The organism is Kitasatospora sp. NPDC043950, from assembly GCF_056435345.1.
In genome coordinates this window covers 1-14116 of the sequence record NZ_JBWKER010000069.1, presented here as the reverse complement: position 1 = coordinate 14116, position 14116 = coordinate 1, and the positions used below count along the sequence as shown (strand labels likewise).

General features: G+C 71.2%; 15 protein-coding genes and 1 pseudogene. 11 read left to right on the top strand and 5 right to left on the bottom strand.

Annotated elements, in window-relative coordinates; genetic code table 11:
- Window positions 1-21: 21 nt before the first annotated feature.
- Window positions 22-609, top strand: coding sequence for a TetR/AcrR family transcriptional regulator (locus AC07BF_RS33130; RefSeq protein WP_363629926.1), 588 nt, complete (start codon window positions 22-24; stop codon window positions 607-609).
- 139 nt (window positions 610-748) lie between these two features.
- Window positions 749-1189 (top strand): hypothetical protein, encoded by a 441-nt coding sequence (locus AC07BF_RS33125; RefSeq protein WP_363629924.1) that lies wholly within the window; start codon window positions 749-751, stop codon window positions 1187-1189.
- A gap of 37 nt (window positions 1190-1226) precedes the next feature.
- Here the strand turns inward: AC07BF_RS33125 and AC07BF_RS33120 are convergent, their stop codons facing one another.
- Window positions 1227-1532 (bottom strand): hypothetical protein, encoded by a 306-nt coding sequence (locus AC07BF_RS33120; protein WP_363583303.1) that lies wholly within the window; start codon window positions 1530-1532, stop codon window positions 1227-1229.
- A 324-nt stretch (window positions 1533-1856) separates the two neighbouring features.
- Between AC07BF_RS33120 and AC07BF_RS33115 the strand changes: the two genes are divergently transcribed.
- From AC07BF_RS33115 to AC07BF_RS33105, 3 genes are all read left to right on the top strand, one after another.
- Window positions 1857-2597 carry a hypothetical protein gene (locus AC07BF_RS33115; RefSeq protein ID WP_363583301.1) on the top strand — a complete coding sequence of 247 codons (741 nt, stop codon included), beginning with the start codon at window positions 1857-1859 and terminating at the stop codon, window positions 2595-2597.
- Window positions 2598-3085: 488 nt separating this feature from the next.
- Window positions 3086-4468, top strand: coding sequence for an NUDIX hydrolase (locus AC07BF_RS33110; RefSeq protein WP_478334325.1), 1383 nt, complete (start codon window positions 3086-3088; stop codon window positions 4466-4468).
- Window positions 4469-4535: 67 nt separating this feature from the next.
- Window positions 4536-4754: a hypothetical protein gene (locus tag AC07BF_RS33105; protein ID WP_363583297.1), complete on the top strand. Its 219-nt coding sequence runs from the start codon at window positions 4536-4538 to the stop codon at window positions 4752-4754.
- Window positions 4755-4839: 85 nt separating this feature from the next.
- Here the strand turns inward: AC07BF_RS33105 and AC07BF_RS33100 are convergent, their stop codons facing one another.
- A complete protein-coding gene (locus tag AC07BF_RS33100) occupies window positions 4840-6132 on the bottom strand; it encodes an FAD-dependent oxidoreductase (RefSeq protein WP_478334324.1) in 1293 nt (430 codons plus the stop codon).
- Between the two features lie 336 nt (window positions 6133-6468).
- On the opposite strand from AC07BF_RS33100, the gene AC07BF_RS33095 reads away from it, so the two are divergent.
- The 5 genes and pseudogenes from AC07BF_RS33095 to AC07BF_RS33075 all read left to right on the top strand — a co-directional run bounded on the left by AC07BF_RS33095 (window position 6469) and on the right by AC07BF_RS33075 (window position 9609).
- Window positions 6469-6969 (top strand): MarR family winged helix-turn-helix transcriptional regulator, encoded by a 501-nt coding sequence (locus tag AC07BF_RS33095; protein ID WP_363583293.1) that lies wholly within the window; start codon window positions 6469-6471, stop codon window positions 6967-6969.
- A 175-nt stretch (window positions 6970-7144) separates the two neighbouring features.
- Window positions 7145-7564, top strand: coding sequence for a nuclear transport factor 2 family protein (locus AC07BF_RS33090; protein ID WP_363583291.1), 420 nt, complete (start codon window positions 7145-7147; stop codon window positions 7562-7564).
- A 174-nt stretch (window positions 7565-7738) separates the two neighbouring features.
- The gene (locus AC07BF_RS33085; RefSeq protein ID WP_363583289.1) at window positions 7739-8302 is read left to right on the top strand and encodes an NADPH-dependent FMN reductase; all 564 of its coding nucleotides are present in this window, start codon (window positions 7739-7741) and stop codon (window positions 8300-8302) included.
- 147 nt (window positions 8303-8449) lie between these two features.
- A pseudogene (locus AC07BF_RS33080) lies at window positions 8450-8599 on the top strand (LysR family transcriptional regulator); the annotation flags it as partial.
- A gap of 515 nt (window positions 8600-9114) precedes the next feature.
- A complete protein-coding gene (locus AC07BF_RS33075) occupies window positions 9115-9609 on the top strand; it encodes a cupin domain-containing protein (protein ID WP_363583287.1) in 495 nt (164 codons plus the stop codon).
- A gap of 307 nt (window positions 9610-9916) precedes the next feature.
- On the opposite strand, the gene AC07BF_RS33070 is transcribed toward AC07BF_RS33075, so the two are convergent.
- Window positions 9917-11386, bottom strand: coding sequence for a carboxylesterase/lipase family protein (locus AC07BF_RS33070; protein ID WP_478334323.1), 1470 nt, complete (start codon window positions 11384-11386; stop codon window positions 9917-9919).
- Between the two features lie 461 nt (window positions 11387-11847).
- Here AC07BF_RS33070 and AC07BF_RS33065 point away from each other — a divergent pair, with 461 nt between their 5' ends.
- Window positions 11848-12297: a DoxX family protein gene (locus tag AC07BF_RS33065; RefSeq protein ID WP_363583283.1), complete on the top strand. Its 450-nt coding sequence runs from the start codon at window positions 11848-11850 to the stop codon at window positions 12295-12297.
- 111 nt (window positions 12298-12408) lie between these two features.
- On the opposite strand, the gene AC07BF_RS33060 is transcribed toward AC07BF_RS33065, so the two are convergent.
- Together AC07BF_RS33060 and AC07BF_RS33055 are read right to left on the bottom strand one after the other, a co-directional pair.
- Complete coding sequence (locus AC07BF_RS33060) at window positions 12409-12909, bottom strand: SRPBCC family protein (RefSeq protein WP_363589736.1); 501 nt, start codon at window positions 12907-12909, stop codon at window positions 12409-12411.
- 202 nt (window positions 12910-13111) lie between these two features.
- On the bottom strand, window positions 13112-13960 hold the full coding sequence (locus AC07BF_RS33055; protein ID WP_363629906.1) for a HEAT repeat domain-containing protein: 849 nt from the start codon (window positions 13958-13960) through the stop codon (window positions 13112-13114).
- Window positions 13961-14116: the final 156 nt, after the last annotated feature.

Here is a 14116-nt window from a genome sequence, read left to right as displayed (position 1 = left end):
CGTATCTGCTAGCGTGAGGGCATGACCGTGCCGCCCGGACGCCGCGAACGCAAGAAGGCCGCGACCCGCCAGAAGATCGCCGACACCGCCCTGCGGCTCTTCTTGGAACGCGGGTACGACGCGGTGGGAATCCGGGACGTGGCCGCCGAAGCCGACGTGGCCGTCACCACGCTCTTCTCCCACTTCGCCTCGAAAGAGGCCCTGGTGTTCGAGCGGGACGACGACTTCGAGCAACGCCTCACCCGGGCGGCCACCACCCGGGCGCCGCACGAGCCGCTCGTCCCCGCGCTGCGCCACGAGATCCACGCCCTGGTGCGCCATTGCACGGCGGACGCCGCCGCCCCGATCTGGCGCATGATCGAGGAATCACCCGCCCTGCGGGAGTACGAGGAGTCGATGAGGCTGCGCCACGCGGACTCGCTGGCCACGGCCATCGCCACCGACCTCGGCCTGCCGCAGACCACGACGGCCTGCCGGGCGATCGCGAGGTTCGCGATCGACGCCTACACGCTGGCCCGCGAGGCGGCCGATCCGGAGGCCGCGGTGGACGAGATCTTCCGGATGATCGAGGCGGCCTGGGAGGTCACCGGCCCTGCTCGACGCGCGTGAAACGTCGCGGAGCAGCCCCACAACCGCGCCGAAGGCCCCTTCGACAACTCGAAGGGGCCTTCGGAGGGGCCTTCTTGTCTGCAACACATCTACGGCGGTTATTTGTGTTCAGGATCCGGGGCTGCAAGGGTGTCGAACCATGAGGATCACGATCACCGTGGAGAATCCGACCCCCGAGGCGCTGGAGAAGCTGCTCGCCTTCGCCACCATGCCGGACGCCGTCGTGACGGCGCTGCCCGATGACCGCTGGACACCGGAGCGGGCCCGCTCGTACTACGACCGCCTGCCGCCCCGGGCGCAGCAGATCCTGCTTCAGGTCGTCGAAGGCGAAGGCGAGTGTGCCGCAGAGGAGCTCAAGGCGAACGGCCGCAGCCTGCGGGGATCCACCGGCGCGTTCCGCCGCGTCCTCTCCGAGGGCAAGCGGACCGGCCTCTGGCCGGACGCCCTGCCCGTGCCGCTGGTGTCCCACGTCGTCGGCGGGCAGCTCAAGAAGCTCGAAATGCCCGGATTCGGCACCGACCAGTACCCGCACTCGGCCTTCGAGGAGGGATTGCGTGACGCCCCGGCCCGCGATCGCTGATCGCCCGGGAAGCCACTCATGTACACACCCCCACCAGTCAGTTGTCGCTGTTGACGTTGGCGAGGGCGGCACTGTAGCCCGTGGGACAGTACAGGATGTCAGAGCCGTCGCCGGTGTGCCAGCGGCCGTTGACCGTCTGCCGGATGCCCTTGACGCTGTCGCTTTCACAGATCAGGACAAGTTGCCAGTGGTTCTTCGGGGCGCTGGTCTGGCAGTTGACGGAGCCCCAGTTCTGGCCCTGGTTGGTGACGCAGTAGGAGATCGCCGAGGCTGACGGCGCGGCGATCAGCCCCGCTCCCATGAGCAGTGCCGCCCCGGTGCCGATGGCTGCGATTCGACGCATGACCTTCTCCTTGCCGTAGATCCGACAGCATGTGCGGTCAGCATTCCGAAGATGTGAATGCGTGTATACATGAACAGCACAACTGGCCGAAACCGGACCCTTCCGCTTCGGTTCGGTGGCGCGTCGACCTGCAGTGCAGGTGAGGGCCTGCGGTGCAGATGAGGGTGCGGGGAGGGCGTAGCAGTCTGGTGACATAGCAGGGTCTGTTTCGTCGACTGCTCACACTAACTTCGTTCCTGTACGCAGCCACGTTGCTCCTGTCCCCGCAGGAGGGGCCACAGGCAACTCGCTGTTCCTCACCCGTACTTCGCTCAGGAGCACCGCATGTCGACCTTAACGAACCGCCGCTCGTCCGCCGTCCGCACGCTGGCCGGTTCCGCCCTGGCGGCCGCCCTGCTGGTGTCCACCGCGACAGCTTGCTCCAGCCCGTCCCCCGCGAACCAGACCGCCGCGCCGGCCGCCACGCCCACCACGCCCAGCGCGCAGGGAACCACCCCGCCGGCCGCTGCGCCCAGCGCTCCCACCCCTCCCGACGCCACCGCGCCGGCCAGCACGCCGGCCGCGCCCCCCGCGCCCGGCACCGCCCCACCGGCTGCCACGCCCACCGCGCGCCACACCACCACGCCGCCGGCCGCCCCGCCCAAGGGGACGTCCCCGGTCCGCACCCAGAAGCTGGTGGACGGCAGCACGGCCGAGATCCGCGCGACCGGCAACCAGAACTACGTCGCCAAGATCGTCAACAACGGTACGGAATACGGCACGCTGGAGACGCACGACTCCGACGCCGGGGTCGACTTCAACGACATGTTCATCGTGCTCTCGATGGACGGCACGGCCCACTCCTGGATGGGCGGCGGACACCAGGGGCCGGGCACGTTCAAGCTCGCGGGCGGCTGGACGGCCAAGGTCACGAAGATCGGCGAACTCCACTACCGCGCGCAGATCCTCGGCAACGACGGCGCGGTGAACGGCACGCTGGAGGCGAACCAGCAGGACGCCGGAGCCGTCGCCAACGGCGTGTACATGGTGCTCAGCACCGGCGGTGAGATCAGCGCCAACATGTGAACATGACAAGGTCGTGCTATGAATGCCCAGGAACCCGCCGGCGGGCCGCTGGCGGAAACCTCCTGGACCGCCCGGCCAGCCGAACGAGTGAAGCCGGAGGCGGCCGCTCCCCGCGCGGCCCCGCCGCCCACGCCGGCGTCAGCAGCAGGCTCGCAGCCTGCCTGACGACCGCACTCGAACAGGCTCTGGCCGCCCGTGCGCTGGGCTCCGCCGCCCTGCCGACCGCCGTTCGCGACCGGCCGGAGGGCGTACCCGCCGCGGCGGCGCGGTGCTCGAAAACTCCCCGTTCGACCCGGGCGCGCCCGGAGATGACCTGCTTGAACCCCGCGTTCGAACAGCGCCATCATCTGTCCCCTGCCGACCACAAGGCCACCCCAACTCAGCTTCCCTGAGGCCGGTTTGGACTGCCCCGGCGCGTCGGCAGGAGGAGCGTCCCGTCGCCCCCGCTCAACAGCCCCGTCGGCCCGAGTGAACGAGGAGTCCGCGCAGTGATCGATTTCGAGGTGCTGACCGCACTGGCCGCCCACGAGGGCATCGAGCGGATCGGCGTCGGCGTGGTGCTCCGCGACGCCTCCGGCCGGATCCTGCTGATCCGCCGGGCCGCGCACGACCCCCTTCCCGGCCCGTGGGAGTACCCGGGCGGCGGCCGGGAGGACGGCGAGGGGATCGAGGCGGGCGCGGCCCGGGAACTGGCCGAGCAGACCGGGCTCGCCGGGCTGCCGCTGGAGTACGCGCGGAGCCTGGACCTCACCGACCGGAACGGCCGGCGGGTACGGCAGTTCGTGTTCACCACCGTCGTGCCCGACGGCACCCCGGTCACGCTGTCGGCCGAGCACGACGACCAGCAATGGGCCCGTCCCGACCAGCTGCCGCAGACCGGCGACGGAGAGCGCGAGGTGATCAGGTGGCTCACCCGTCGCCTGGCGATCCCGGGCTGGCGACCGGTCGGCGGCTACCTCACCACCATCGCGCGGCCCACGGTCTACGGGTGCTTCCTGGTCACCGACCCGGACGGCCGCGTCCTCGGGATGCGCTCGACCATCAACCCGACCGTGTGGAACCTCCCCGGCGGCAACGTCGAACACGGCGAGACCCCGTTCGACACGGCACTGCGCGAGGCCCAGGAGGAACTCGGCCTCGACCTCGCCGCGGAGAACCCCGAGGTGATCGCCCGGCGGCGCCTGGTCGCGGTCGTCCACGAGCAGGTCGGCACGGAGTACCCGGTGCCGGTGTGCGGATACGTCTTCGACGGCGGCGTCCTGACCCGGGAGCAGCAGGCCCGCATCCGGCTCGACCCGGCCGAGCACACCGAGTGGCGCTTCGAGACCGCCCACGACTGGGACGCCCTGATGTCACCGGACCGCTACCAGCGGCTCCTCCAGGTACTGCGCGCCCACCGCTGCGGCACCCCGCTGTACCTGGAACGCCCTTCCCCGGAGGACGAGTTCGAAGGAATCATGGTCCTCGTCACCGACCGGCACGGCCGCCTGCTGATGCACCACCGCGACGACAAGCCGGGCATCGCCTGGCCGGGCTACTGGACCCCCATCGGCGGCTGGCGCGAGGGCGACGAGACCCCGCAGGAGAACGCGGCGCGCGAGGTCCGCGAGGAAGCCGGCATCGAGATCACGGGGCTCCGGATCCTGCCCGGCCCGCACCACGAACTGGTCTCCCCGCTCACCCGCGTCCTGCACGCCGCCTGGGACGGCCCGGAGACGGACCTCCGGCTCGGCGACGAGGGCCTGGCCGTCCGCATGGTCCCCCTGGCCGAGGTGCTCGACCTCAAGGTCCCGCCCTACCTCCAGCACTACCTGCCCCTGCTGGCCGACGGGACCGACGGGACCGACCAGCCTGCGAGGAGGACCTCGTGAACCAGCCCTGGCGCAGCGAAACCAGCCGGTCGGGCCGCCCGGCCCCGTCGGAACCGACCGGCTGAGGATGGCCGGCCGCCACCGCCGCCCGCCCGAGCCGCAGCTGCCGGCCGACACCGATGCCCGGCTGCGGGCCATCGCCGACCAGCGGCCCGTCGTGGAGGAAGGCATCGTCACCTTCCCCGCCAGCCCCGTCCCATACGGCTACCGCACCGTGCACCGGCCCGACGGCGGCACCGACCGGCACCTCGTCCGCCTCGACCTGCCCCGGCGACCACCCGGGTGACCGGCTCGGCAGCCGATGCTCCTGACGATCCGTCACCACGGGTGGACCGCAGTCCAGTACCAGGCCCCACCCCCGCCCCGAACGTCTACCTCTGGCCGACCCGCTGCCGGCCGGTTCGCCGAGAGGCGGCCACGACGGAGAAGGCGTACTCCCGCATCCGGAGCTCGTAGGCACGTACGCCGTCCACGAGCGGCACGCCGGAGGCCGCGGCCCCGGCCAGGGTCCGCGTCAGCTCGGCGGCGTCGCGGATCGCGGTGTTCGCGCCCATCGCCAGCACCGGGCTCATGGCGTGGATCGCGTCCCCGAGCAGGGTGACGGGGCCCGGCTCCCACGGCGGTACGGGGCTCGCCGTGGAGATGCGCAGCGGGAACAGCGAGTCGGTCTCCCAGCGGTCCAGGAGGCGGTGCACATCGGGGTGCCAGTCGTCGCCCACCAGGCGTCCGGCCAGCTCGCGCAGGGCGGGGCCGTCGAGACCGCGCAGCGCCTCGAACGAGGGCATGGCGGGGTGGTCCGCCGGCGCTCCCACCAGGCAGGCGACGTAGTCGCCGACGGGGGTGAGGGGGACGGGCGGCGTGTGTGCCGGGCCGGCGGCACCGGGAGGGCGGGCGAACCGCACGGGCCCAAAGCCGACGTGCGGACTTCCCGGCCCGCCGGTCACCACGGTGAAGATGCTGTCGAACACCCACGGCGGCAGTGCGGCCGCGGCCCCGGCGGCCGCTGCGCCCGTCTCCGACTCTCCGGCCTCTCCCGCCTCTCCAACCCCGGTTTCCGGCGCATCCGGCGCGTCCAGCGGGATCCTGCCGTAGATCAGCCGCAGTCCGGCGTCCTCGACCCGGGCGTGCGGCAGCAGTTGCCGGCGTACCGCCGATCCGACCCCGTCCGCGCCGACCAGGAGGTCGGCGCTCGCGCTGCGGCCGTCGGCGAACCGCACGGTGACCGTTCCGTCCTGCTCCTTCTCCCAACTCAGCAGTTCCGCGCCGTAGCGCACGGTGTCCGCCAGGCCGGAGAGCAGGATCTGGCGCAGCGTCGGCCGGTTGAACGCGTACGAGCGGTACGGCCGAGCGGTCCCGTCGGTGGGATCGGGGTCGGGCCCGGTGGGCCGGTCCGCGAGCGTGCCCAGGTGGCGGTCACGGACGGAGACCCGGGCGGGCGGCGAGGCCGCGGTCGCCAGGCCCAGCCGGAAGAGGTGCTCCGGCAGGCAGCGTTCCAGGCCCGCGAGCCCGGGTTCGTCGAGCTGGACGCGGTAGCCCTGCGGCCTCGCGTCCGGGTGGAGGTCCCGCTCGTACACGGCGACGTCGAAGCCGCGGGCGCGCAGCCCGTGGGCGAGGGTGAGGCCGCCGAGTCCGGCGCCGGCGATGATGACACGGTGCTGGTGCACAGTCTTCTGCCTTCGTTGTGGTCACGAAGGAAGCACTGGGGTTCCGCGAAGGGAACAAACACCGCGAGGGCGCCGCTCAGAAACACCATTCAGGAGCGATTTTTCGCGCATTCCGTTGAATCTGGAGCCACAGTAGCAGTGAGCCGTCGGCGGAACCGACCAGCCTCTTCGACGAGAACCGGCCCGGAGGCCGGGGCTCATCAGCTGAAGGGGCTTGGCCCAGGTCGTGCTCCGCCGGCCGGCCCGGCAAGGCGTGGTCGCCGACCGACGACGCGCGGGAAGGTGCCGTCCGGCACGGCCCGATTGGCATGACTGTTCAAGTGATACGCTCACAAGATGACGAACCAGGAGGGAACGCCCGAGGCGCCGGACGAGCATGCGGACCTGTGGCTCACGCCGACCGAGCTGGCCTCCTGGATGTCGGTGGTCCGCCTGATCACCCGGCTCCCCTGGGCGGTCGACGCCCAGCTCCAGCGCGACGCCGAGCTGAGCATGGTCGAGTACATGACCCTCGCCATGCTGTCCGAGGCGCCCGAGCGGACCTTGCGCATGAGTGTCCTGGCCGAGCACACCAGTACGTCGCTGTCGCGCCTGTCGCACATGGTGAAGCGGCTGGAGAGCCGCGGCTACGTCCGGCGGGAGCCGGATCCGGCCGACGGGCGGTTCACCAACGCCATCCTCCTGCCTGCCGGCATGGGCAAACTGGAGGCGGCCGCCCCCGGACATGTCGCCCAGGTCCGCCGCCTCGTCGTGGACAACCTGTCCGGCGAGCGCCTGCGCAGGCTCGGGCAGGACGCGGAACGCATCCTCCAGCGCATCGACTCGCCTGCGCGCTGAGTCCAGGGCTTGATCACTCAAGCCACAGCTGCGGCCACAGGGCCTCTCGACCCACCACAACAGCGAAGCGTCGCGACCTTTCGGCAGATTGACTTGAAGGTTAAAGTAAATACACGAGGGCGTCGATCCCGGCGCCGCCGCGCCACCTCCGCGCGGCACGGATCAGGGAGCTGAGATGTCGCTGGAGAACGAGAAGATCATTCGCAACGCCTACCGGGTCGCCGAGGAGCAGGACGTCGCCGGCTGGATCGCGGCGTTCACCGAGGACGGAACCTTCACCGACATGTCGGTCCCGTTCACCTACCGCGGCGCGGACCAGCTGGGCAAGACGGTCGAGACCTACGCGCGGGCGTTCCCCGACATGCACCGGGAACTCGAACGGTTCTACGTCACCGGCGACGTGGTGATCGTGCAACTACGCTTGCAAGGCACCCACCTCGGCCCGCTGGAGCTGCCGTCCGGCACCGTCCCGCCGACCGGCAGGCGCATGGACGCCCCGTGCTGCGACGTGTTCGAGCTGGTCGGCGGAAAGATCAAGCGCTTCGACTGCTACGCGGAAGGTTCCGTCATCGCCACCCAGCTCGGCCTGGCCTGAGTTCCACCACCGCTTGAGCCTTCAAGTCGTCGGGTCTAGAATCCGACGTGGAGGCTCAAGCGGGAACGTCGGCACCTGTACCTGCACCTGTACCTGCACCTGGCCGCGCCCGACGGAGCCCGCCGCACCACCGCCAGCCTGCCCAGCAGGACTGACACGGAAGGAGCGCCCACCGTGAGCACCCTCAAGATCGCCGTGATCCTCGGCAGCACGCGCCCCGGCCGCAACGGCAAAGCGGTCGCCGACTGGGTCATCGACCGCGCGGGAGCCCGCGCCGGCGTCGAGTACGAGCCCGTCGACCTCGCCGACTGGCCCCTGCCCTTCATGGACGAGCCGCTGCCGCCGTCCATGGGCCAGTACCAAGGCGAGCACACCAGGGCGTGGGCCGCCAAGGTCGCCGAGTTCGACGGCTACGTCTTCGTCACCCCGGAGTACAACCACTCGATCCCCGGCGTACTGAAGAACGCCCTCGACTTCGCCTACGCGGAGTGGAACAACAAGGCCGCCGCTTTCGTCTCCTACGGCACCGTCGGCGGCGTCCGCGCCGTCGAGCACCTGCGCAGCATCGCGAGCGCGCTCCAACTCGCCCATGTCAACCAACAGCTTTCCTTCTCGCTGTTCTCCGACTTCGAACAGCTCTCCCTCTTCAAACCCGGCGAGCACCATGACGCCTCGGCCACCAGGCTGTTCGAACAGCTGGAGGCCTGGTCGGCCGCCATGAAGACGCTGCGCTCCTGAGCCGACCCGCGAGGACGACGACGCGGCGGCGCGACGGTGACGCGGCGGCGCGGCGGTGACGCGTTGCCGGTTGCGGCCGGGGAGCAGGACCAGGTCATCCGCTCCCATGCGGGCTGCCGGCCCCTCGGTGAGGACCCGGCCGAGGCCCTGGTCACCGATGTGTCACTGACGGCGCTGCGGGTGTTCCGCACGGCGGCCGAGCAGGGGACCTTCACGGCGGCAGCGGAGTCGCCGGGGTACACCCGGTCGGCGGTGTCCCGGCAGATCGCCTCGATCGAACGGGTCGACGGCGCCGACCCGGAGCCGTGGGTGACCACCACGGCGACGGCCCATCTGCGGTGAAGAGCCCGGAGCCGTGGGTGACCGCCGCGACGACGGCCCGTCCGCGGCGAAGAGCCCGCCGCCGGGACTGTCCGCCGGCAGGGCAGCCAGGTCGACGACCACCCCGACCAGCCGCCTCGGCCACCGTTCGCCCCCGGAACTCGTAGCTCGTCGCCGACCCTCCGCAGGCAGCGTCGCGCCGGGGCCAGGCCGCTGCGGGTGCGCCGACGGCCGCCTCGGCGCACCGTGGACCCATGGCCCTCATCGGGCCGCCGGGGCTGCGGACGCCTGGGCGATCTTGGGGGGCGAAGAGCCGGTGGAGCCGCCAGGCCCCGCCCCACAGGGCGCTTCGGACGTGCTCGGCGCCCCGGGCCGAGCGCCGCCGCCCTGCCCGTCAACGTCGGCAGCCGGCCGGGCCCACGTCGTTTTCGTCACCGAGGGACTGACCACCACCGACCAGTCACGCGAACGCCTCGAAGGGGAAATCCGCCATGTCCTACCCAATGGCTCACTACTGGGGTGAATCGGGCGAGAATACGGCGACGCTCCGTTCCGGCGCCACCGCGCCGGACGTGTTGATCGGCGCGGGGGGCACAAGAGTCCACTACCTGGTCGACACGCCCTCCGCAAACAAGACGTTCGGCCTGTACCGATTGGACATGGGGCCCCGGCCGACAGGCCCCGCTCCACATTTCCACCGGACCATGTCCGAGTCCTTCTTCGTCCTGTCCGGGATCATGCGCCTGTACGACGGTGAACGATGGATCGACGCCGAGGCGGGTGACTTCCTGCACGTGCCGGAGGGCGCTGTGCACGGCTTCCGCAACGAGTCCAACGAGCCGGCCTCGATGCTGATGCTCTTCGTGCCGGGCGTGCCACGCGAATCGTTCTTCGAGGAAATCTCGGAGATCGCGGCCGAAAAGCGCCCGATGAGCGAGGCGGAATGGGCGGAACTCTACCGCCGGCACGACCACTTCCTGGCCTGACCGGCTCGTCCGGCCGGGGTCGGCTGGAACGACGACTCGGGCGATCACGTACTGGCCGGGGTGGTCAGCCGCGTGGGGCTCGGAGTCCGCTACTGCGTGGCCGCGGTGACCACGCCGATGGGGGCCTGCACGGTGCCCGCGTCGGTCCGGCTGGGACAGGAAGGTCCTGGACCGAGCATGCGCGGTTCAAACGCCTCGCCACTCCGCACTCGACACGTCACCTTGTCCAACAGAACGCAGCCGGCGCCGGGGCCCGGGCGGTAGGGCCTGCGGCTGTTTCCCACCCTCGGCGCGGGCGCGGCCGGTGTCAGCCGAAGTGCCGGACGGTCGCCGGATCGGCGGGTTCGTAGGGGTGCCACTGGTCCGCGGCGGGACGGCCGGTGGCGACGAAGGCGGCGATCGCGCGGGAGAAGGTGCCGCCGAGCGAGCGGACGGCGGCGGTGGCCTCGCCGAGCATGGGGCTGTCGGGGTAGGCGTCGAAGGTGTCGAAGAAGAAGGGGAGTTCGACGCAGTGCGCGGCGCCCAGGCCTGCGGGGTCGGGCACCGGGACGTGGTCGAACCGGTAGACGTAGGTCGGGTTTCCGGCCGCAGCGTGGCGGTCGGCGATGGCTAGGGTGTCGTCACGGAAGACGAGCCCGGTCTCGAACTCGGTGAGGATGTCGGCCGGGGTCGCGTTCGGCCGCCGGGCCGCGATGCGGTCGTACCGCTCGTCGCCGCCGTCGGCCTGGCCGGCCGCGATCGAGCGGGCCCGGTCGGCGGTGATCTCCCGGATGCGGGGGGCGAAGGCGAAGAAGGAGGCCATCTCGTTCCTGGTGGTGCCGGTCAGCAGGCCTTTGCCGTCGAGGCGTCCGTCGACCAGCGCCTGCTGCCACGTCACGGGGATCCCGGAGGCGCCGAGGACGGGGTACATGGGCGGGGCGACGTTGCCCGGGCGGGCGGCCTCCCGGGAGAGCCGCTGGTAGGCGGCCAGGAGCCGGTCGGCCGGGACGGCGCGCAGCGCGGCACCCCGGTCCCGGGTGCCGCCCGGGCCGAGGATGCCGAGGATGTCGAGGAAGCGCCGGGCGTGGTCGCTCGCCTCCTCGGGGTCCTGCGGGGCGAGCCCGAAGGGACCGCTCTGGGCGATGACCCGGTTGACGAGCGGGCCGGTGGTCGGGGAGACGGCGAGGTAGAGGGCGGAGAACGCCCCGGCGGACTGGCCGCCGACGGTGAGGCTGCCGGGGTCGCCGCCGAAGGCCGCGATGTTGCGCCGCACCCAGGCGAGGACGGCGGCCTGGTCCTGCACGCCGAGGTTCTCGATGCCGAGGTCCGGCAGGTAGAGGTAGCCGAGCGGGCCGAGGCGGTAGTTGGCGGTGACGACGACGGCCCGGCCGGCGGCGGCCAGGTGCCGGCCGTCGTACCAGTCCCAGCCGCCGGACCCGCTGGTGAACCCGCCGCCGTGGAACCACACCAGGACGGGCAGGGCACCCGGGGCGGACCCGTCCGCAGGCGGACGAGGGGTCCACACGTTCAGCGTGAGGCAACCGTCCTCGTCCCAGTCGGGGGTGCGTGGCCCCATGACGGCTTCGAGCCGGGAGGGGCTCTGTGGGACGGACGGGCCCGGGCGGTCGGCGTCCCGGACGCCCGACCAGGCGGGGTGCGGCACGGGGGCGGCGAAGCGCCGCTCGCCCACGGGCGAAGCAGCGTAGGGGATGCCGCGGAACGCGGCGACGCCGTCCTCGACGGTGCCTCGGACGCTGCCCGACTCGATGGTCACGACGGGGCTCTCGCTCAGGGTCATCGGTGTCGCCTTCCTTGCAGACGTGGGACGGCTCCGGTCTATCGCAATCGCCATGAGACGGGAAGATGCGACGGTTCGGCTCTCCGCCGCACGTAGGCGCCGTCCGCGAGACCGGGGTGCTCCCCGGCCGCTCCCAGCCGCGCACCCCGGGCGTCCAGCGGCGTCCTGTCCGTCCAGTCGAGATCGACCACGAGTACCGTCCTGTGTCCGCCCGCACCCCGACCGACGATCGGTCGGCCGCTGCTCGTCCTCACCGGTGACCACCACCGGGCACCAGCACCCGCGCACCGCAGCAGCCGAAGGGCTGGTCCGCGGACGGCAGGCCGTCGGCGAGCTGTCGGCGCTGGGGCTGGGGCTGGGGCCAGGTTGTCGGAAAACTTTTTCTCCCGGGACCGATGAGTTCGGGCGGTGGCGGCGGTCATACCTGGGAAAGCAACGACAGCCGACCGGGGAGACCTGAGATGTCCAGCACCGCCACCGCCACTGCTACCGCCGCTACCAACGCCACCGCCGCTACCGCCGTCGCCACGAAGTCCGGCAAGGCCGTGGTCCGGGTGGTCTGGACGCTGCGGATCCTGCTGGCGCTCTTCTTCGCCGTGGCCAGCGCGCTGCCCAAGCTGCTCGCAGTCCCCGCCGCCACGACCGTCTTCGACGCCATGGGTGTGGGCCACTGGTTCATGTACCTGACCGGGCTGGTGGAACTGGCCGGAGCGGTCGGGCTGCTGGTCCGCCGGCTGGCCGGGCCGGCAGCCACGGCGCTGATCGTCTTCCTGGTGTTCGCGTTCGTCACCCAGCTCACCGCGATGCACGGCGAGAACGCCGGGACCCCGTTCATCTTCATGGTGCCGCTGGCCGTCATCGCCTGGAACCGGCGCGCCGAGACCGCCGAACTGCTCGGCCGCCGACGCTGACCAGTGCAGCGGCCGGTTCGGATGGGCGTCGCCGTGACGCCCGTCCGAACCGCGACGCCCATCCGAACGGCTGCGCTGCGTGCGCGGTGGTGCGGCCGAGTCCGTCGGCGGTCAGCCTTCGTGGACCGGCTGCCCGGCGCTGGGCAGGGCTTCGCCCGTCTCCAGCAGTGTCTTGAGGCTGGAGAGGATGGCAGGCCAGCCCTGGCTGCACATCGAGCGCAGGGTCCCTCCGGGGCCGAAGTCGTCGTGGGTGACGGTCAGCTTCACCTGGTTGCCGTGCGGCACCAGCTCGAAAGTGACCTTCGACCGGCGTTCCGCGGCCAGTTCGGCGCGCAGTTCCTCGCCGGCACCGGCCGTCTGGGCCCACTGCGGAGTGAAGGTGTGCCAGGTGTAGGAGAGCCGCCGGTACGGCTCGTGGACGAGTACGACCTGCTCCGGGTCGACGGTCCGTGCGCCGCGCTCGGCCCAGACGACAGGTGAGCCCTCGACCCAGTCGGTCTCAAAGCGCACGCCCCAGTAGCGCTCGGTGAAGGCGGGGTCGGTGAGCGCCTGCCAGAGCCGCTCAGGTGTGGTGTTGATGTACGTCGTGTAGACGAAGGCGTTGTTGTCCATGGGTGGCTGCTCCAGTGCTCTCTTCAGATCGGCGAGCGCGGCGGTCCGGGCATTCCGGCCAGCTCCAGCGTCGACGCTCCAAGTCCTTCGGGGGTTGACCCTGCGGCCGGTGAGATGCGTGCCGGATGCGGACGATCTGCTGGTGAGGCTCGACCGGCACACCGCCGATCATCAGGAGAACCTGCCAGGACTGCGCCAGTATTCAGTCGCGACACCCCTGGGATGCCAGGAAATCGCGAAGGTAGGTGTGCTTTTCGCGGACCTGGGGGTTCGGGTGATGCTCCGCGGCCTGCAGAAAGGGCTCCGCGTCGTCGGCGTCGACCTGGCCGCGGAACAGAAGCTGGTCGAGGACGCCGATACCCCAGATCTGGATGGCCGGATCAGCGTCAACGAGGAACTCACCGACCAACGGGAGGTCATCAGCCGTGGCGACGACGCGCAGCAACTCGACCGCGAGGTGCCGACGTTCCGGATCCGGGTCGGTGCGATAGATCTCCAGGCAGCGAGATCGAGCAGCGTCGGGCTGCAGCAGCCACAAGACCGAACGCGCGTGCTCGGAGGCCGGGAGACCTTCGACGTACCAATCCACCGCCCCACGAATCGCCTCATCACCCAGCAGAAAGGCGATGGCCCGCCGAGCGATGCGGTCACCGCTGGATTCCGGACCAGCGCCGATACTGTGGGCCAGTGCCTGCCAGTCGATCGGTTCGCTTCGGCTCGCCACACTCGTAGCGGGGGCGGCGAGGTGGAGCTGGCAGGCGCAGTCGAGGGCGTCCTCGGGGGTGCCGGCGAAGCCGCCGGTGGGTAGCAGGGAGTCTTCGTAGCGGTCGCTGCCGGCGTAGTAGAGGGCGAAGCCCCATCGGCTGGCGGTACCGCTGTAGCGCAGGCGCATCAGCTTGACCCGTTCGCCGTCGGGCAGTTCGCCTTCCACGTAGGCGAACTGCCCGCGATGGCGGATGTGCAGGTCCGTCAGTTGCGGCCAGGCCGTGCGGGCGTGTTCGGTCAGCCGCTGGGCGAGCGACAGCTGGGTGTACTCCGGCGTCGTGGGCATGGCGGCCATCCTGCCGGACCGCCCCGGCAGCGGATGCGGCAGGCTGGGGGGACCCAATGCCCCGGAAATGCAGAGAACCCCCATCCGGTTTCCCGGATGGGGGTTCTCTGTGAATGATTGTTCGGCGGCGTCCTACTCTCCCACAGGGTCCCCCCT